This is a genomic window from Cytobacillus praedii (assembly GCF_001439605.1).
Taxonomy (GTDB): domain Bacteria; phylum Bacillota; class Bacilli; order Bacillales; family Cytobacillaceae; genus Cytobacillus; species Cytobacillus praedii.
In genome coordinates this window covers 127,260-146,384 of the sequence record NZ_LMBX01000012.1, presented here as the reverse complement: position 1 = coordinate 146,384, position 19,125 = coordinate 127,260, and the positions used below count along the sequence as shown (strand labels likewise).

Sequence of the window (19,125 nt, the reverse complement as noted above, 5' to 3'; positions counted from 1 at the left end):
AAAAAATTAAGGACTTTTTTATAAAAAGGGGTTCGGAATGAGACCATTCCGAACCCCTTTTGTCGACAATCTGAAAGCTGTTATTAACAGCTTTTTCTTTTTTTATAAAAAATTATCATAACAAAGAATTTTTCTCACTCCATGCCTGAACATATTTAGATAATTTATTTGTAGACATAAATAAATAGCTTGGATTATGGTGCTTAAGTACATCCCAGGCAGATGTTTTTTTGCTTGATAAAATCTCGATTGGCAAGAAAGCGAATCGTTTAAACCATTTATAGATAGGATGAGAAATGTCAATAATCTCAAATCCGAGTCTTTCACTGCCTTTGATTAACATGGTTATTCCAACGATCCCTTTGATCTTTTTAGAATGAGTATGATTTTGAATATAATTTTCTATTCCGGGTAAAGACATTTGAACGTACCTATAAATCATTTTTGCTTTTCTAATTTCACTGTTAATGTTTCTAAATTCCTTTAGCAGTCTAACATTGTGAAGATGAATCTTAACTAATGTATCATTTTTGTTTATCAATGTCCCATCTGAAAGAATAATATTCCTGCCTTTATATTTTGTTAACCTCACTCGAAAAATGTTCCTCTCCTTACAAGAAGGGAATGTAAGACGAGTGCACTTCAAATAAAAAGGATCGATTATAAACCAAATGGAGATTAAGAAATCCCTCATGTTCCTATACTCCTTTTTCTTACCCATTTTTATATTATTTTTATCAAAAAAAGAAATCTTTACTTATGGTAATTTAGGCCTGAATTAGGTATTAACAAAGATATTCAGCTATCTTGGTTAATCACTTTTTTCTGTATAAAGTCGATAAGTAAACAAACTATAATTTTATAGGTTTAACAAATGAATGAAGTAAGTAAACAAGAATGGGGAGAGTTTATGGAATTCATTGAACGTTTGTTTGCTCAATATGGATATTTTGTGTTGTTATTCGGTCTGCCCTTGGAATTAATTGCTCTTCCGATACCTCCAGGAAACTCAACACTTGCATACACCGGATATTTAGCCCACAAGAATGTTCTCGAACTTCTGCCAGCTTTAGCAATGGCATATTCTGGAACGATTCTCGGAGTATCAATAGCATATTGGATTGGAAACAAGCTGGGTATGCCGCTTATCGAAAAATACGGAAAATGGCTATTCCTGAAACCAGAATATATAAAGAAAACAAGAATAACTTACGAGAAATATGGCAACAAAATGCTTTTATTTGGTTTCTTCTTGCCAGGGGTCAGGCAGTTCAACGGCTACTTTGCGGGCATTATTCAAGTTCCATATCGAACCTTTGCATTATATGCATATACAGGGGCATCCTTATGGGTTTCCATATTCATCGGTATCGGTTATGTGTTCGGTAATCAATGGCAGTTAGTTTTTACTTGGATAGAACATTTTATGAAGTTTATCTTAATCATATTATTTACTATGTTAATTATTTTTCTCTTTTTAAAATGGCGTAGTCAGTTGAAGAAAAGGATAGACATTCAAAAAGGGAAATCGTAGGAAACTGTCAATGATTTATCCCATGCCTTTTTCCAAGAAGTTTAATATCTTGAAGCGATGCTTTTTACCTTAATCCTTTCAAGTAATCCTTAAATTGGCGTGGGGGAGCATTTTTTTATTACCTATTAAGTCAGGAGTATTGAAAAATTTATATTTATTCATTTATGGATGCTGAGGAATGTATCCTTAATAGAAATGGATCAAGTAATTCGTTTGAATAAATTTAATAAACTTAAGATCTGTGTTGACCATTATGAAATATCGGAAATGCTCAGTTTTTAGTTTGGATTTTTTGCGTTTTACAATTTTTTTGTAGCTATTAAAATATTATTTTAACTATCTATTTATTGTGGTATGATGAGTTTATAGAATGTTATTAACTTATTAATAAAGATAACCGACATAAATGTAAGGGAAGTGTCAGAATTGAAGGAATCTCATCAGCCGATTTTTGATTTAGCAATTCGCACAGCCGATATGCTTGTGAAAATGTTCGGTTCCCGTTGTGAGGTAGCTGTTCATGATTTTGCTGATCTCAAGAAATCACTCATTCATATTGCAGGAAATGTGACAGGGAGAGAAATTGGATCTCCTATAACAGATCTTGTCCTAAATGAATTGGCAAAACAGAAAAGAGATATAGAAGATATTCCTAATTATAAAACGCAATCGAAGAAAGGGAATATCATGAAATCGGCTACTATTTTCCTGCGTGATCAGGAAGGAAAAGTGATTGGCGCATTATGTATAAATTACGATATCAGCCTCCTCATGCAATTCGGCGGAGAAATTGAAGAATTTATCAATTTTGATGAGCAGCAGGCAAAATCAGAAAGCTTCTTTACCTCTGTTCAGGATGTGACACATGAAATGGTTGAGCAAGTTCTCCATGGTTTTAAAAAAGCACCATCACTTATGAGTTTAGATGAGAAGGTGGAATGTGTTCGCCAGCTTGAAGAGAAGGGGACATTTCTTATAAAGGGAGCGACTGAATATGTTGCATCCGTATTAGGCGTGTCTAAGTTTACCGTATATAATTATCTGCAAAAAATTAGGACGATGAATGAGTTCCAGACTGAGGAGCTTGCTGAGCACAAGTAATCACCATCCATTTAATTATAAATAAAGGAGCTTATGAAATGAAATATAGATCAGCTTTTGACATCATTGGACCCGTTATGATCGGTCCTTCCAGCTCACATACAGCAGGTGCAGCGAGGATTGGCCGTGTCGCCAGAACATTATTTAACCGATTGCCGAAAAAAGCAGTGATTTCATTATATGGTTCATTTGCAAAAACGTATAAAGGACATGGAACAGATGTGGCAATCGTCGGCGGGTTATTAGATTTTGATACATTTGATGAGCGCATCCCAACTTCTCTTCAGCTTGCAGAGGAAGCAGGCATGGAAGTTGTTTTTCAGGTAGAAGATACAGTGACAGAACATCCGAATACGGTTCGGATTAATTTATATGATGACCAAAGTGATTTAGAGGTTGTTGGAATTTCGATTGGCGGTGGAACAATTGAAATAACAGAGCTAAATTCCTTTGAATTGAAATTATCTGGTGAACATCCAGCGATTCTTGTTGTTCATAATGATCAGTTTGGCGTGATTTCAGCTGTAACTCAAATATTAGCGAATCATGAAATAAATATTGGACATATGGAAGTTTCCCGAAAGGAAAAAGGGAAAATGGCATTAATGGTTATAGAAGTCGACCAAAAAATTGACCAAGAGATCATGAAAGAGATTGAAAAGCTGCCAAATGTAACGCAGACAATTAGAATGGTCGACTAAGAAAAACGCAAGCGCAATGATCATCGCCGTACAAACGCAGAAGGACTGGTCTTTCGATAAAGGAAATACGGTGAGCGAGAGCAAACTGAAGTTGACGCTATCATTGTAGAGATGGCCTGAAGTTTGATAGGCGCTGCAGCTAGACAACTCTCTAACTCCAATATTATAGTTTCTTATCTTTTAAAAAAGTACGTTGTGTATTATTAAACCAAAATGAAAGCAGCCAAGAATTAGGGGTGAAATCATGTTATTCAGAAACGTAGCGGAACTTGTTGAACTTGCGGAAAGTAAACAAGTGAAAATAGCAGAAATTATGATTCAGCAGGAAATTGAAGTGACAGGTCTATCAAGAGAAGAGATTATTGCAAAGATGGATCGAAACCTAACTGTGATGGAACAAGCGGTAGAACGAGGGTTGAACGGTGTAACCTCTGTTTCCGGTTTAACAGGAGGGGATGCGGTCCTTCTGCAGAAATACATTCAAAGTGGAAAAGCTTTATCTGGAAATATCTTATTGGATGCTGTGAGCAAAGCGGTTGCAACAAATGAAGTCAATGCTGCCATGGGTACAATCTGCGCAACACCAACTGCTGGTTCAGCTGGAGTTGTTCCAGGTACATTATTTGCCGTGAAAGAAGTATTAAATCCTACAAGAATGGAAATGATTGAATTCTTATTCACTTCCGCAGCCTTTGGATTTGTTGTAGCGAATAATGCGTCCATATCAGGGGCTGCTGGCGGTTGTCAGGCTGAGGTAGGATCTGCAAGTGGAATGGCTGCTGCTTCGATTGTTGAGCTGGCTGGCGGGACACCGCGCCAAGCAGCTGAAGCGATGGCGATTACATTGAAAAATATGCTAGGTCTTGTTTGCGACCCTGTTGCTGGATTAGTAGAAGTTCCTTGTGTAAAAAGAAATGCCATGGGTGCTTCTAATGCGATGACGGCTGCCGATATGGCTTTAGCAGGAATTACAAGCCGAATTCCATGTGATGAAGTCATACATGCGATGTTCCTTATTGGGCAATCTATGCCGTCTGCACTTAGAGAGACCGCTGAAGGTGGACTTGCTGCCACGCCAACTGGAAGAAGGCTGGAAGCTGAGATTTTTGGAAAGAAAAATTAGCTGTACATTTATGCCTGGATCCTTTTTAAAAAAGGGTTTAGGCTTTTTATTTGTAAAAAGTAAATGATCGGTTGATGACCTGTTCAAGCATATATGACGGGAAGAATAACTAGCACAGAGATGAAGATATAATGATATTTATATGCTAGGCTGTTAGCAGTCAATTTTTACTTACTTTTTTATCAACAATAAAGATTTCCATAAATTTCATAGAAGATTAAAAAAAGTGTAAATAAATATACACAGATTCCTTATAGGAACAATGATAATATAAAATTACCAAAAAAGCAGGGAGCGATACTTATGGAGGAGATACTAAAGCAGATATTATCTGGCATGAATGAAATGAAGAATGAAATAGCTGAAATCGGAAAAAACATTAAAACAGTTGAACATAGGCTGGACCGCTTAGAAAAAATGGACAGCATTGAACATAGAGTAGAAGTGAATCAAATTGATTTGACTGATATTAAGGAGATATTGGAGAAAATGGATTCATTCCAAACAGATGTCCTTAAGGACTTTTTCCAAATTTTTAAAGGCAATTCATTTAATAAAGTCCTTCAAGAAGAATTAGGTGTAATCAATCAGCGTTTAGATGCACAATTAACGAAAATTGCAAAAAATGAAGAAGCAATCTTAATGATTGAAGGGAAAAATAATAAAGTAAGCTAAACTATGCATAATCACGAGGCGCTAAAAAAGCGCTTTTTTTATTTTCCTCAAAAGAAACCATAAAAAATAAGAATCTTTTTACTACTAAACTTACGGACAAAAAATTCAAGTTATAACTGGATGTAACCCTCCAGAATTGTTGGAAGGGTCACTTATAATATGCTTTGTACCAATCGATGAATTGATGTAAACCTTGAACAATGGATGTTTTAGGATAAAACCCCACATCGGTCTGTAAATCGGATATATCCGCATAGGTTTCCTTTACGTCTCCTGGCTGCATAGGTGCAAATTCTATTTTTGCTTTTTTGCCAATTAAGCTCTCTAATGTATGGATGAAATCCATTAATTTAATTGGTTGATTGTTGCCGATATTGTATATTTTATATGGGGCATAGCTTGAACTTGGAATTGGATTTTGCCTATCCCAATTTTCGTTATATTTTGGCGGGTGATTAAGCAAGCGGATTATGCCTTCGACGATATCATCTATATAAGTAAAATCTCTTCGCATTTCTCCATTATTAAATACCTTTATAGATCTCTCCTCTATAATATTTTTCGTAAACGAATAATATGCCATATCAGGTCTGCCCCAAGGACCATAGACCGTAAAGAAACGAAGACCTGTAGCAGGTATATTGAATAGATGGCTATAAGTATGAGCCATTAATTCATTCGCTTTTTTTGTTGCAGCATATAAACTGACTGGATGATCAACTGAGTCATTGGAAGAGAATGGAATACTCTTATTTGCTCCATAAACGGAACTAGATGAAGCATAAATCAGGTGTTCTACACCATAATGTCTGCATGCTTCCAAAATATTCATAAATCCGATCAGATTTGATTCAATATAGGAATGCGGGTTCTCTAGGCTGTAACGCACTCCAGCCTGAGCTGCCAAATTTACAACTATTTTAATCGTTTTAGCTTTGAAAATTTCATTTACCTCTTCTCTATTGGTCAAATCGATCTTATAAAATTTGAAGTTTTTGTTTTTTTCTAGTAGTTTTAGACGGTCTTGCTTTAAACGAATATCATAATATTCGTTTAGATTATCTGCACCAATAACATGATAACCAAGGGTTAACAAGCGCTTTGATAGGTGGAACCCAATAAACCCTGCTGCACCCGTTACCAATATATTCATTGTGTTTCTTCTCTTTTTCGAATCACTAGATTTAGAACTTGTATTTTTCCAAAGCATCTATTACTGTATTGAATCTTCATTTTTTTTGCTCCTTTAAAAGGGAATGTAGGTTTAAGCTTACACATTATATATTCAGTAGATCACTATATGTATATGCGTGAGCCTACTATCCTAAAGGATGGGCAAATATAATCGTGAAAAAATATTTTCTGACATGGCTGTCATTGTGTTTTTAGCTGTTACCGCTGAAACAAACGAATTAAAAATTCCTATTAGCCCAAGCTATCTAGTTAAATCGTGCATATTTTATTTGGAAAGGACCAGAAGTTTTCTGATTTTGAACGAAAGGAGAAGATTTTTTTGCCTACTGCTATGCATTTAAATTTAAGAGTAGATCCAACTCAATATATTCCGCAGATTCGGCAAGTTCCTGGCTATGAATACATTCATTTAATCCGCCTGCCTGAGTATATGGTAGATAATTCCCTTCTGAATGAGAAGGTTCATTATTTAAATGAAATTTCCTCCCCAAAAGAATATGTAACTAAGAATAATATATCTCTTTTACATGCTCACCATGGTCAATTTGGTATATTACTGCTCCCTTTCAAAGAAAGGACAAATCTTCCATTAGTAACAAGCATTAGGGGAAGAGATGCAACCCTGGCAAACCAGCCTGTAAATTATTTAGGGAATATGAAATTGCTTTTTGATCAGGGCGAACGTTTTTTTCCTGTTTGTGAGTATCTTGCAGATAAAATTAGTTTATGGGGCTGTCCTGGTGAAAAAATAAGAATTTTATATGGCGGTGTTGACCTGAATCAATTTAAATACCGGCAGCCGAAGCTGGATGGCTCACAAAACATTCTATCCATAGGAAGGTTTGTTGAAAAAAAGGGTCATCATATCTTGATGCAAGCTTTTCAAAAAATAAAGGATAAATTTCCAAATGCCACTCTCACCATTATCGGAAGAGGAGAACTTGAAAGTTATTTGAAAACATTATCTAATCAGCTAAATCTAGGGGAGTCTTTTCGGCTATTAAATTATCTCCATAAAGATAAAGTACATGATCATATGGCAAGAGCTGATCTTTTTTGTGCGGCAAGTCTTGAAGCTTCTAATGGTGATGTGGAAGGGATCCCTAATACAATAAAAGAAGCTATGGCAACAGGAGTACCTGTCATCTCAACTTTTCATGCTGGAATCCCTGAACTAGTTACACATAACGAAGATGGAGTATTGGTAAAGGAAAATAATGTAAATGAACTGGCAGAGGCAATTGAATTCATGCTGAATAACAGGGAACTGTGGAAAGAATACACAATCAGAGCCCGTAATAAAATTGAACAGAAATTTGACCAAAATAAGCAGCTGCAGCTGCAGGCGAAATATTATGACGAATTGTTATATGGGAATTAAACTTCGAGAATTCAATACGGAAGCTATGTTTTTCAAAAATGAAAATTTTGAAGATCAGGTGTCCAATTGCAATCGTAAAAAAACTTGTGATTTGAAAATATAATGTATGAATCTATCAGAATACAAGCCAGCAATAGAAATACACTACTTATCAAGTATTTTTACTGAAGAGCTTGTAATAAAAGGGCTTTAGTAAATGGGTAGTAAATTCCCCCTTTTCTCTTCTTCTTATATTTCCCTTGTACACCCATATTCATATTTATTTAACAAATCATCTGTCCATTTTATATAGAGAAAAAGTAAAAGGTGAACAGAGTTCTTGCATAATAAAATAGAACAACAGCAAATGGGGACGGTGTAATGACAAAAGACAATTATTCATGCAGCAAGATAAGTATTATAGCTTTCGTATGCTGTTATCACTCCATTTAACAGCTTTAAAATGCAAATCTAATTAATTTGTCCTATACAAATATAGTTTATTAACATAATTTATAAAAGATTCATGATACTTCAAAGGAGGAGTAATATGAAAAACTTACAAATCGTCCCATGGGAAGTTGATGAACTTGTGCACGAGTTTTTTATTCCTGACTATATTACTGAACTAGCAAATGATGTTCTTCAGTCATATGACTTTGCTGTTCAAAGCATTGAGGTGGTTACTACTAAGCCGGATAAAGGAGGAGCGATCTGGAAACTAGAAACGAGTTCTGGGCCAAAGAGTTTAAAATTACTACACCGAAGACCCACTAGAAGTCTGTTTAGCTTAGGAGCTCAGGAATATTTAGTTAATGTGCAAAAGGCAAGGGTACCGCCGATTATAAAAACAAAGGATGGTGCACCGTATGTTGAGGCAGGAGGAAAGCTTTGGTTCGTAGCTGAGTGGATTTTACCATTGGAGCCTGTTACAAAAGATTTGGATGGAGCCAAACTCCTTTGTAGCGCTCTTGGAGAATTCCACCGATTAACCAAGGGCTATGTTCCTCCTCAAGGAGCTGAAACTGCTTCTAGATTATTTAAATGGCCAAAAAGCTATGAAAAAATAATGAACAAAATGGACTGGTTTCGAAATATTGGCAAAGCATATGAAGAAATGCCTGCAAGTCCATATTTACTGAATGTTATAGATGTATTCGAAAAACAGGCAAGAAATAGCTTAGAAAGATTGAATGAATCAAGCTATTGGGAGCTTGCACAGCAGGGTAATGAATACTGGGGATTAGTCCATCAGGATTATGGCTGGTCAAATGGGCAAATGGGTCCTAATGGCATGTGGATTATTGATTTAGACGGAGTTGCATATGATCTGCCAATTCGTGATTTAACAAAACTGATTACTGGTACGATGGCGGACTTGTATAATTGGGATGCATCTTGGATAAGAGAGATGATCAAGGCTTACAATGAGGAATACCCAATTTCAACGAAACTATACGATATCCTAATGATTGATTTATCCCTTCCGAATGAATTTTACAAGAATATTAAAGAGGTAGTATATGAACCTGAATTATTTCTCGATGATACTGCAACAGCCTTAATCCAAACCATAGTAGATACCGACCAGTCAAAGTGGCCAGCATTGGAAGAAATTAAAGACGATTGGAAGGGAGTAAATCAAGCATGAAAGTGTTAATGATTTGTACCGAAAAGCTTCCGGTTCCGCCAATAATGGGAGGTGCCATCCAAACCTATATATCCGGCATTCTGCCTTATTTAAGTAAAGTCCACGATATTAGTGTTTTAGGAGTAAATGATGCATTACTTCCGGATCAAGAAACAGTAGATGGCATCCATTATGTTCGTGTACCGGGAAAAATATTTGATTTATACAGAAAAGAGGTCATTCGTTATCTTGAATCTAATCATTTTGACCTCATCCATATATTTAACCGCCCTCTATTAGTCATGCCTGTTAGACAAGTGTCACCTAATTCAAGAATAACCCTAAGTATGCATAATGACATGTTCAATCCGGAAAAGATCAATCCCGAAGAAGCGAAATTAGCTTTAAATGAAGTCTCTAAAATTGTAACTGTCAGTGAATATATTGGTGATGTCATTCGAACCTTATATCCTGAGGCTTCGGCCAAGATCAGTACAATTTATTCTGGCGTGGATTCCAGCCGGTTTTTACCTGGTAATCATCCAAAGATGCAAAAAACACGCAGCGATATTCGCAAGGCGCATGGCTTAGAAAACAAGACGGTTATTTTATTTGCTGGGAGACTTTCCAATAATAAAGGAGTAGACAGGCTAATTAGGGCAATTCCAAATCTTTCGAGAAAATTTAATGATTTAGCCTTAGTTATCGTTGGCAGTAAATGGTTTAGTCAAGATGACATTTCGGATTATATTGCCTATGTAAAATCATTAGCAAAGAAACTGCCGATCCCCGTGGTAACAACAGGTTTTGTTGCACCAAATGAAATTCAAAACTGGTTTGCTGCAGCTGATATTTTTGTGTGTACATCAATATGGCAAGAACCACTGGCACGGGTGCATTATGAGGCGATGGCTGCTGGTCTGCCTATCGTGACAACTGCAAGAGGGGGAAATCCCGAAGTAATACTTTCTGGAGAGAACGGCCTTGTTGTGGAAAATCCAGAGGATCCTGGCTGCTTTGAAGAAAAAATTGCGGAAATATTATCGAATAAGTCACTGATGAGGAGAATGGGAGAAAGAGGGAGAGAGCTTGCGGTTTCTATTTATAAGTATGATAGAGTAGCTTCTGAGGTTCTTGATATTTGGGAGCAATCTATCCAAATGCCGGCCAATCAGGTACTTAAGGAAGAAGCAGTCTCGGCTGAAGTACCTATTACGTTTGAAATGCATAATGAATTAGAAAATCAAGGAGAACAAGAATTTGAGAATGCTAAAGTAGGTAGTATGCTTGGTAGTGAGCCTGAATTTGAGATTCCTAGTGAATCCCTTACTAAACAGCCTAACATCCCTCAAAGTGAACCGACCGATAAACCCCAAGGTATATATGAAGAAAACAATGAAGAAATATTGCTATACAAATTATTAATAAGAGGATTAGGAAAGGGAGTAAAAGAACTAGCCACCGAATTCCCTGAAATTGGGAAGGGGTTAATGCAATTATTATCTAACAATGTACCACCGCAAGGTACCGTTAAGACTTCTGTAGTCCCTGCTACGAAAGAAGTGCATAAATCTTTTGAGAATCAAGAAGAACAAAAAATTGACAATGAGTCCACTGGTAAACAATCTGACGCTGCTCAAACTAAACTAAACAATAATCTCCAAAGTCTTTTTGGCGGGAAAATTATGGATATATTGACAAATGAGTCATTAATGAAGAAAGTGGGGGATAAAGGAAGAGAAATCACATCTGAGGTTCTTGTCATTTGGGAAGATTTTTTACAAACGATATCTAATTATGTAGTTCAGGAAAATACCGATAAAACTGCTGAAGCGTCTAATATGAAGAACACACAAAACAATTTTGAAAATCAAAAAGAACAAGAAATCGAGAAGCCTAGTGAATATTCAACTAAACAATCAAAAGTCCTACAAACAAATCTGCATAATAAACCCCACACACAATCTCATATCACTTCCCAAAAACAGCGATTGTCTAAAAAAGATCGTTATCAAGGGGATAACTCCTACTCTGTAATGAAAGGCCGCTACAAAAATGAAGAAAGTTATTCAGTTATGAGGGGCCGCTATATTGATCCTGACAATCATCGGAAAGATAAATAATTGGCAACCGTGTCAGCCGAAGAAAATGCCATGCTGCTCAAGCTCGTGCAATTCAGAAAATAATCAATGACGTAAAAAACTGCTCCTATGAGAAGGGAAACAACCAAGATACTAATCACACAGAGGAAAAGGGCAAAATGGCTGTTATAGCATCCATTAGATTAAATAAAACTCCATGCCCATTTGGGTAAAGGAGTTTTTTATTGCAGTATATTGGCAAGTAAATCGCCAATATCAGAAAAGTACCTTGTTTAGTACGAGGAAAGATAGCAGGTTAGTTAACCTAACACGTTTTACAGTATTTAAATAAACCTGTTATTTATGCACAGTTGTTAGGCTTTTAACGTAGCGGTAATTATCTACTTGCATATAAAAGATTAAGGAAAAAATAGGGAGGCAGTTTATGAAAATTCGAAAAGCCATCATTCCCGCCGCGGGCCTTGGGATTCGCTTTTTGCCTGCTACAAAAGCTCAGCCAAAGGAAATGCTGCCGATTATTGATAAACCGACAATACAATATGTTGTGGAGGAAGCGGTAGCTTCAGGAATAAATGAGATTGCTATCATAATAGGGCGAGGGGAAAAGTCAATAGAGGATCACTTTGATAAATCATATGAAATTGAACAAGCACTATTAAATAAAAAGCAATTCGAATTATTAGAAGAAATCCAGAAAATATCTAACATGGCAACTATTTATTATATCCGCCAAAAGGAGCCAAAGGGTCTAGGAGAAGCGATTCTATGTGCGAAAAGCTTCATTGGCAATGAACCCTTTGCGGTCCTGTTAGGGGACGACATTATGATGTCTGAAATACCTTGTTTGAAACAAATTATCAATGTTTACGAATACTATAATTCCTCAGTGGTATCTGTCCAAAGTGTCCCTGCGAAGGAAGTAAGTAATTATGGGATTATCAAGCCAAAAGGGAATGAACTTGAGCCGAATCTTTTCTGCATTGATTCATTAGTAGAGAAGCCAAGTATAGAAGAGGCTCCTTCAAGATATGCCATTATGGGCCGCTACGTGTTAAGGCCCGAGATTTTTGACATTCTCGAAAAGCTTCCAGCTGGACATGGAAATGAGTTGCAGCTGACGGATGCTATACATGAATTAAACAAGCAGCAGGCAGTATACGCTTATAATTTTGAAGGAACTCGCTATGATATTGGAGGGAAAATAGGGTTTATTAAGGCAACGGTAGATTTTGCTTTACAAAGAGGCGATACTAGGGAACTAGTTCTTGAGTATTTAAAGGAAATAATCAACAAGGAAAATCATCTATATATAGAAAGAGAGCTTGAATAAGATGAATGTAGCCATTATAGGTACAGGTTATGTTGGGCTGTCTACAGGTGTGTGTTTGTCCGAAATTGGTCACAGAGTTGTATGTATTGATCTGGATGAACAAAAAATTAATTATCTTACTCAAGGGATATCCCCCATCTATGAACCTGGCCTTGAAGATTTACTTATTAAAAATATTCAAGCGGGGAGAATGGAATTTACAACATCCCATCGAGATGGGTTAAAAGGTGCCGAAATCATTATTATTGCTGTAGGAACACCGCAAAAGAATGATGGTGCAGCTGATTTATCGTATCTCGAGCAAGCGGTGCAGGATATTTCAATTCATTTAGAAGAGAGTGCTATTGTTGTATTAAAGAGTACAGTGCCAGTTGGTACCAATGAATATATTAAAAGCATTTTAGATGAACGCTGCAGCAAACAGGCAGCCATTGAGATTATTTCAAATCCAGAATTTCTCAGGCAAGGTTCTGCCATAATAGATACAATGCAAGCTGACCGAATAATTATTGGCTATGAAAAACGAGAGGCTGCAAATAAAATTCTAGAGATGTATCGTCCATTGAATGTTCCAATTTTATTAACAAGCATTAGAAGTGCGGAAATGATTAAATATGCTTCCAATTCATTTTTAGCGACAAAGATTAGCTTTATTAATGAAGTTGCAAACTTATGTGAAGCAGTAGGAGCGGATATTAAAGAGGTTGCTGAAGGGATGGGGAAAGATAAAAGGATTGGAGAGACTTTCCTTCGTCCAGGAATTGGATACGGAGGATCATGTTTCCCGAAGGATGTTAAAGCATTGCTTCATACTGCCGATTTACATGGAGTTCACTTCTCTCTGCTAAAGGAGACCATTGCTATTAATGATCTTCAGCAGGAAACCCTTGTCAGGAAAGCAGTGAATCGTTTTGGTGACTTAAAAGGAAGAAAGATTGCGCTGCTTGGTCTCGCTTTTAAGCCAGAGACAGATGATATGCGGGAAGCGCCATCTATTAAAATTTCGCGACTATTAACAAACCTTGGTGCAAAAGTGGCTGCATATGATCCTGTTGCAAAGGAAAATGCCAGAAAGATATTAGGGGATACCATCACGTACTCCAGCTCAATCAATGAAGCAGCTCTAAATTCCGACGCTGTTTTTATTATCACAGAATGGAAAGAAATTAAGAACGTGGACATGGAAAACCTGCTGAAAAATATGAAACATCCAATCATTTTTGATGGAAGAAATTGTTTAGATGAAGAAAGTGTAAGAGAATGTGAGGCTATAGAATATTATCCAATAGGAAGACCGGCTATTTTGATAGAAAAAAAATAAATGTATAAAAGTGGCTGGACCATCTGTTTATATGAATACCACTTGCTGATAGAGGAAGCAGTTAATTATAAAATAGAAGGAAAGAAGTTGAGCGAACACCTGCTGATTTTCAACTGAGTCAGCAGGTGTTCTTATGTTTAAAAAAATTATTTAATTTTCTGAAAACTAATTGACTTTTACCTGTTAACACGGTATCTTTGTGTTAAATATATATGACATTTAAAAGGTGTAACGTCTAATAAACGTTATATGCAAATATAATATTTTTAAAAGAAAATTATTAGGGGGTGTAGGCATTGTCGGATGTTATTTTTTCAAACCAATTAACTGAACAGGAAAAATACGGACATTTTTTAAAGCGGATTGAGGCAGGTGAAAAAATTGAAGCAGACGATTGGATGCCAGATGAATATCGCTTCACACTAATCAAACTGATCTCCATGCATGGAATTAGTGAGATTATGGGGGCCCTGCCTGAAAAAGAGTGGGTGCCAAAAGCTCCTTCATTAAAAAGAAAGTTAGGCATTATGGCTAAAGTGCAGGATGAAATGGGGCATGGCCAGCTATTGCTTCGAGTGGCTGAAGACTTAATGAAGCCTTTAGGAAAAACACGTGAGGATATTATGGAAGATTTATTTAGCGGCCGCCTGAAATTTCATAATGTATTCCATATGGAGGCGCCCACATGGGGAGACGCGGGACTAATTGGATGGCTTGTTGATGGAGCAGCGATTATTTCACAAACAAATATGCTAAATGCTTCTTACGGTCCTTATGCACGTGCATTAAAAAGAATTTGTGCTGAAGAAGTATTTCATGCCCAACATGGAGAAGCCATTATTATGGCATTGGCAGAAGGCACAAATGAACAGCGCACAATGGTTCAAGAGGCAGTCAATCGTTGGTGGGAAGCGCTTCTTATGTTTTTTGGCCCTGCAGATGCATCAACAACTGGCACATCAAAGCAGGATATAACGATTAAATATCGGATCCGGACAAAAACAAACGAGGAGCTAAGGCAGGACTTCTTTTCAAAATATATTCCAAGGGTGTTATCACTAGGGCTGACGTTGCCAGATGAAACGATGCATTTTGATAAGGAGAAAGAGGTTTGGGTATACAAACAGCCAGATTGGAATCGCTTTAAAGAAATCATAAAGAATAATGGACCAAAATCAAAGGATCGTTTGGAGCTTCGGAAGACCGCATATATTGAAAATCAGTGGGTACGAGAAGCTTTGAACATGGCTAAATAAGAAGAGTCCAGAAAGGAGAGAACCTTTTGAGCAGTGAAGGATTTTATCAGGAATTCGAGGTTTTTAGCAAACGATCGGATACCGCTCCACTTCAATATCAATTTTCTTTGCTGGCACCTAACAGTGAGCTTGCTCTGATTATGGCACAGGAAAATTTTATGAGGAGAGAGCCGGTGTCTGATATCTGGGTTGTGAAGCGTTCAGATATCCGCAAAATGAATTGTGAGGAAAAGCAATCATTGCAAAGGCTTGATAATAAGGATTATCGCAATACAAAAGGATATGGCTACTTAAAGAAAAAATGGCGTCATTATGAACAAGGGATGCTGGATGAGAAAGAAATTCTGTCATGGGGAGAGGAGAAGAAACGTGAAAATGGTTGATGTGAAACCAATGAATAAAGACTATCAATCTTCATTAATTTCACTCCTGTATCAACTGGCAGATGATGATTTCATTCTTGCCTATCGGGGTTCAGAATGGCTTGGTCTTGCTCCTCATATAGAGGAGGATGTTGCATTTTCATCTATTAGCCAAGATACGATGGGGCATGCAGCCATGTTCTATCAGTTACTTAGTGACCTTGGTGAAGGTGATGTGGACGATCTTGCACATGCACGTCCAGCAAAAGTGCGGAAAAATGCAATATTGCTAGAAATGGTGAATGGACCTGGTCATTATTTATCAAAGCCGAGTTATGATTGGGCATTTGCTGTTGTCAGAAATTATTTCTATGTCCAGGCGAAAAAGGTCCGTATGGAATCCTTGAAAAATTCATCTTATGATCCATTGGCAAATGCAGCGCTGAAAGTGAATATGGAGCTTTATTATCATCTTTTGCATTGGAAAACATGGTTTGTACAATTGATGCAGGCTGGTGGCGAAGCAAGGAAAAGAATGGAGGATGCTATTCATCGGGTTTGGGATGATTTTGCTGGTGTTCTTTCACTTGGGCCATTGGGTAAAGAACTAGCCACATTTAAAATCATTGAGTCTGAGAATATTCTTAAGGGGAAATGGAAGCAATCTATGAAGCCTGTCTTTGATTCAGTGAATCTGTTAATGCCAGAAGAGTTTGGCACGCAGAGTGGAGATGGACGAAAGGGAGTGCATATAAAAGATCTGGAGGATGCTTTGCTGACTCTTAGGGAAGTGTATCAAACCGATCCTGCTGCAAGCTGGTAGGAAAAGAGGAGGAATGGCCCGGTAAAAAATGCAAAGGATTGATGCAGAATGCCTCAAGAAAAAGAAAAAAGTGTAATGAAAGCGCTTCAGAAAGTAAAGGATCCTGAAATTGATTCGATCTCCATTATTGAATTGGGGATGGTTAAAAAAGTAGAGGTAAATGGTGACTCTGTTTTAATTGAGCTTTTACCAACTTTTATGGGCTGTCCTGCTCTGGATATTATCCATAAGAATGTAGTCGATTCGATAGCTGAATTGACTAGTATGAAAGAAATCGATGTTCAATTTATATATCATCCCCCCTGGACGTCTGACCGAGTTTCTGATGAAGGAAGATTGAGGCTAAAGGAATTTGGAATTGCACCACCCCCTAAAAGGATAACAGAAACTGGCGAATGGCACGTTGATTGCCCTTACTGTGACTCTACTTATACCACCATAGAAAATATTTTTGGTCCGACTGCCTGCCGCAGTATTCTATATTGTAAATCTTGTAAAAATCCATTTGAAGCGATGAAGCCTGTCTCGACCATAATGTAGAGCAATGAGGGCAAATAGAGGCTACGCAAAAATGAAGGACAATTTTCAAAAAGATAAGAGGTTTCGTAAAAAATAAATGATTGTTGGCAAATAAATATGAGGTTTAGCAATATTAATGATTGTTTGAAAAAATAAGTTATCGCAAAAATAACTAACGAATGACAAAAATATAAAAATGAGAGAGGAAGTTGTCCAAATGGTAAAACTAATCGCGCTTTACAAGCATCCTGAAAATAAAGAGGCTTTTGACAAGCATTATTTTGAAACGCATGGTCCCTTAACAGCAAAAATACCCGGACTTCGAAAAATGGAGGTTACTAGAATAGTAGGCAGCCCAATGGGGGGAGAAGGGAAATATTATTTAATGTGCGAGATGTTTTATGACAGTCATGAAGCGTTGCAAACAGCGATGAGAACGGATGAAGGGAAAGCATCTGGAAAAGATGCGATGAAATTTGCGGGAGATCTCATTACGCTAATGATTGGTGAGGAAGTGAATGAATAATCACTATGAATGTATTGAAGCTTCCATAACCGGAAAGCTTGGCCTCATCAATTTGAATCGTCCAAAAGTGTTAAATGCCATCAATCGTCAGATGGTGTCCGACATTCTTTCTGTAATGGAAGACTTTGATGAGAATGATCAAGTTCGTGTCATAGTATTATGCGGGAATGGAAGGGCATTTGCTGCTGGTGCAGATATTGATGAAATGGCTGCTGATGATGCGATCGATTTTGAGCTTCGCAATCAATTCAAGGATTGGGACCGCCTTGCGAGGATCAAGAAACCTATTATAGGTGCTGTACAGGGGTTTGCTCTTGGCGGCGGCTTTGAACTCGCCTTATGCTGTGATTTGCTTTTAGCTGCTGATGATGCTGAATTTGGGTTTCCTGAAGTGAATCTAGGCGTTATGCCAGGTGCAGGAGGAACACAGCGGTTAACAAAACTCGTCGGAAAAACAAAAGCAATGGAGTGGCTATTTACTGGTAAAAGAATTGGTGCACGCGATGCCCTCCAATTTGGAATTATCAATCGCATTGTCGCTAAAGAAGTCCTCATGGAAGAGACGTTGAAGTTTGCGGGGGAAGTTGCAAATCAGGCACCATTATCCATCCGGCTTATTAAGGAGTCCGTTCTTAAAGCAGTGGATGTTTCCTTGGACGAAGGAATGCAATTTGAACGCAAAAATTTCTATCTCTTATTCTCAACGGAGGATCAAAAAGAAGGAATGAGTGCTTTCCAAGAGAAAAGAAAGGCAAATTTTAAAGGTAAATAGAGGGGGGCTACATACACAATGTTTGAAACAGTTAAATATGAAGTCAATAATCAAGTAGCCTTGATTACGTTAAATAGACCTGAGAAATTGAATGCCTTTACAGAGCAATTGAATAAAGATCTAGAGCGTGCAGTGAAGCAGGCAAACAGAGATTCAGCGGTTCGCTGTCTAGTAATAACTGGAGAAGGTCGGGCCTTTTGTTCGGGTGAAGACCTTGCAGGGGTAAAGGAAGACATGGATCATGGGGAAGTCTTAAGACGCCGCTACAATCCGATGGTGATGGAGCTTCATAAGTGTGAAAAACCAATTGTTGCAGCTGTAAATGGAGTCGCTGCAGGTGCTGGGATGAGTCTCGCGTTAGCCTGTGATTTCCGTCTTTTATCGGAAAAAGCGAGTTTTATCGAGGCATTCATCCATGTAGGCCTCGTGCCAGATGCTGGGAACCTTTATTATTTACCTAAATTAATCGGACACGCAAAAGCATTGGAATTAGCTGTTTTAGGTGAAAAAATCTCTGCCCAAATGGCAGCAGATATAGGACTTGCGACAAAGGTTATTCCGCTTGATAGATGGGGAATGGAGGTAACGGCATTTGCAGAAAAGCTGGCAGCTATGCCTACAACTGCCATTCGATTGATTAAGAAAAATTTAAAGGCTAGCTGGGACCATTCTCTTGAAGAAGGTCTGGAAAAGGATGCACAGGCACAGCGGATCGCAGGTCTGACATCAGATCATAGAGAAGGTGTGCATGCCTTTTTAGAGAAAAGAAACCCGGTATTTACCGGTAAATAATTAG

General features: G+C 37.5%; 18 protein-coding genes and 1 pseudogene. 17 read left to right on the top strand and 2 right to left on the bottom strand.

Annotated elements, in window-relative coordinates:
• Nucleotides 1-115: 115 nt before the first annotated feature.
• The gene (locus ASU02_RS14360; RefSeq protein ID WP_057764742.1) at nucleotides 116-694 is read right to left on the bottom strand and encodes a YkoP family protein; all 579 of its coding nucleotides are present in this window, start codon (nucleotides 692-694) and stop codon (nucleotides 116-118) included.
• Between the two features lie 180 nt (nucleotides 695-874).
• Between ASU02_RS14360 and ASU02_RS14355 the strand changes: the two genes are divergently transcribed.
• The 5 genes from ASU02_RS14355 (at nucleotide 875) to ASU02_RS14335 (ending at nucleotide 5,134) form a co-directional block, all read left to right on the top strand.
• Nucleotides 875-1,534: a DedA family protein gene (locus ASU02_RS14355; protein ID WP_232426257.1), complete on the top strand. Its 660-nt coding sequence runs from the start codon at nucleotides 875-877 to the stop codon at nucleotides 1,532-1,534.
• A gap of 417 nt (nucleotides 1,535-1,951) precedes the next feature.
• Entirely contained in the window at nucleotides 1,952-2,635 is a 684-nt protein-coding gene (locus ASU02_RS14350) for a helix-turn-helix transcriptional regulator (protein WP_232426256.1), read from the top strand.
• 38 nt (nucleotides 2,636-2,673) lie between these two features.
• Entirely contained in the window at nucleotides 2,674-3,336 is a 663-nt protein-coding gene (gene sdaAB, locus ASU02_RS14345) for an L-serine ammonia-lyase, iron-sulfur-dependent subunit beta (RefSeq protein WP_057764736.1), read from the top strand.
• A 244-nt stretch (nucleotides 3,337-3,580) separates the two neighbouring features.
• Nucleotides 3,581-4,459: an L-serine ammonia-lyase, iron-sulfur-dependent, subunit alpha gene (sdaAA, locus tag ASU02_RS14340; protein WP_053475865.1), complete on the top strand. Its 879-nt coding sequence runs from the start codon at nucleotides 3,581-3,583 to the stop codon at nucleotides 4,457-4,459.
• A gap of 303 nt (nucleotides 4,460-4,762) precedes the next feature.
• Nucleotides 4,763-5,134 (top strand): hypothetical protein, encoded by a 372-nt coding sequence (locus ASU02_RS14335; protein ID WP_057764734.1) that lies wholly within the window; start codon nucleotides 4,763-4,765, stop codon nucleotides 5,132-5,134.
• 148 nt (nucleotides 5,135-5,282) lie between these two features.
• On the opposite strand, the gene ASU02_RS14330 is transcribed toward ASU02_RS14335, so the two are convergent.
• On the bottom strand, nucleotides 5,283-6,287 hold the full coding sequence (locus tag ASU02_RS14330) for an NAD-dependent epimerase (RefSeq protein ID WP_057764732.1): 1,005 nt from the start codon (nucleotides 6,285-6,287) through the stop codon (nucleotides 5,283-5,285).
• Between the two features lie 360 nt (nucleotides 6,288-6,647).
• Between ASU02_RS14330 and ASU02_RS14325 the strand changes: the two genes are divergently transcribed.
• The 12 genes and pseudogenes from ASU02_RS14325 to ASU02_RS14270 all read left to right on the top strand — a co-directional run bounded on the left by ASU02_RS14325 (nucleotide 6,648) and on the right by ASU02_RS14270 (nucleotide 19,121).
• Entirely contained in the window at nucleotides 6,648-7,709 is a 1,062-nt protein-coding gene (locus ASU02_RS14325; protein WP_057764730.1) for a glycosyltransferase, read from the top strand.
• Between the two features lie 529 nt (nucleotides 7,710-8,238).
• Nucleotides 8,239-9,339 carry a CotS family spore coat protein gene (locus ASU02_RS14320; protein WP_057764728.1) on the top strand — a complete coding sequence of 367 codons (1,101 nt, stop codon included), beginning with the start codon at nucleotides 8,239-8,241 and terminating at the stop codon, nucleotides 9,337-9,339.
• A pseudogene (locus ASU02_RS26990) lies at nucleotides 9,336-10,473 on the top strand (glycosyltransferase family 4 protein); the annotation flags it as partial. The gene ASU02_RS14320 and the pseudogene ASU02_RS26990, both read left to right, overlap by 4 nt.
• A 1,371-nt stretch (nucleotides 10,474-11,844) precedes the next feature.
• A complete protein-coding gene (gene galU / locus ASU02_RS14310) occupies nucleotides 11,845-12,750 on the top strand; it encodes a UTP--glucose-1-phosphate uridylyltransferase GalU (protein WP_057764726.1) in 906 nt (301 codons plus the stop codon).
• A gap of 1 nt (nucleotide 12,751) precedes the next feature.
• A complete protein-coding gene (locus ASU02_RS14305; protein ID WP_057764724.1) occupies nucleotides 12,752-14,071 on the top strand; it encodes a UDP-glucose dehydrogenase family protein in 1,320 nt (439 codons plus the stop codon).
• Between the two features lie 296 nt (nucleotides 14,072-14,367).
• Nucleotides 14,368-15,327: a 1,2-phenylacetyl-CoA epoxidase subunit PaaA gene (gene paaA, locus ASU02_RS14300; protein ID WP_057764721.1), complete on the top strand. Its 960-nt coding sequence runs from the start codon at nucleotides 14,368-14,370 to the stop codon at nucleotides 15,325-15,327.
• A gap of 26 nt (nucleotides 15,328-15,353) precedes the next feature.
• The gene (gene paaB / locus ASU02_RS14295; protein ID WP_057764719.1) at nucleotides 15,354-15,710 is read left to right on the top strand and encodes a 1,2-phenylacetyl-CoA epoxidase subunit PaaB; all 357 of its coding nucleotides are present in this window, start codon (nucleotides 15,354-15,356) and stop codon (nucleotides 15,708-15,710) included.
• Nucleotides 15,703-16,512 (top strand): 1,2-phenylacetyl-CoA epoxidase subunit PaaC, encoded by an 810-nt coding sequence (gene paaC, locus ASU02_RS14290; RefSeq protein ID WP_057764763.1) that lies wholly within the window; start codon nucleotides 15,703-15,705, stop codon nucleotides 16,510-16,512. The genes paaB and paaC overlap by 8 nt, the downstream gene beginning before the upstream one ends.
• A gap of 48 nt (nucleotides 16,513-16,560) precedes the next feature.
• Nucleotides 16,561-17,052 (top strand): 1,2-phenylacetyl-CoA epoxidase subunit PaaD, encoded by a 492-nt coding sequence (gene paaD / locus ASU02_RS14285; RefSeq protein ID WP_057764718.1) that lies wholly within the window; start codon nucleotides 16,561-16,563, stop codon nucleotides 17,050-17,052.
• Between the two features lie 196 nt (nucleotides 17,053-17,248).
• Nucleotides 17,249-17,557, top strand: a complete 309-nt coding sequence (locus ASU02_RS14280; protein WP_057764717.1) for an EthD family reductase — start codon at nucleotides 17,249-17,251, stop codon at nucleotides 17,555-17,557.
• A complete protein-coding gene (locus tag ASU02_RS14275; RefSeq protein ID WP_057764716.1) occupies nucleotides 17,550-18,329 on the top strand; it encodes an enoyl-CoA hydratase-related protein in 780 nt (259 codons plus the stop codon). Before ASU02_RS14280 ends, ASU02_RS14275 begins: the two co-directional genes overlap by 8 nt.
• An 18-nt stretch (nucleotides 18,330-18,347) precedes the next feature.
• Entirely contained in the window at nucleotides 18,348-19,121 is a 774-nt protein-coding gene (locus ASU02_RS14270; RefSeq protein WP_057764715.1) for an enoyl-CoA hydratase-related protein, read from the top strand.
• Nucleotides 19,122-19,125 lie beyond the last annotated feature (4 nt).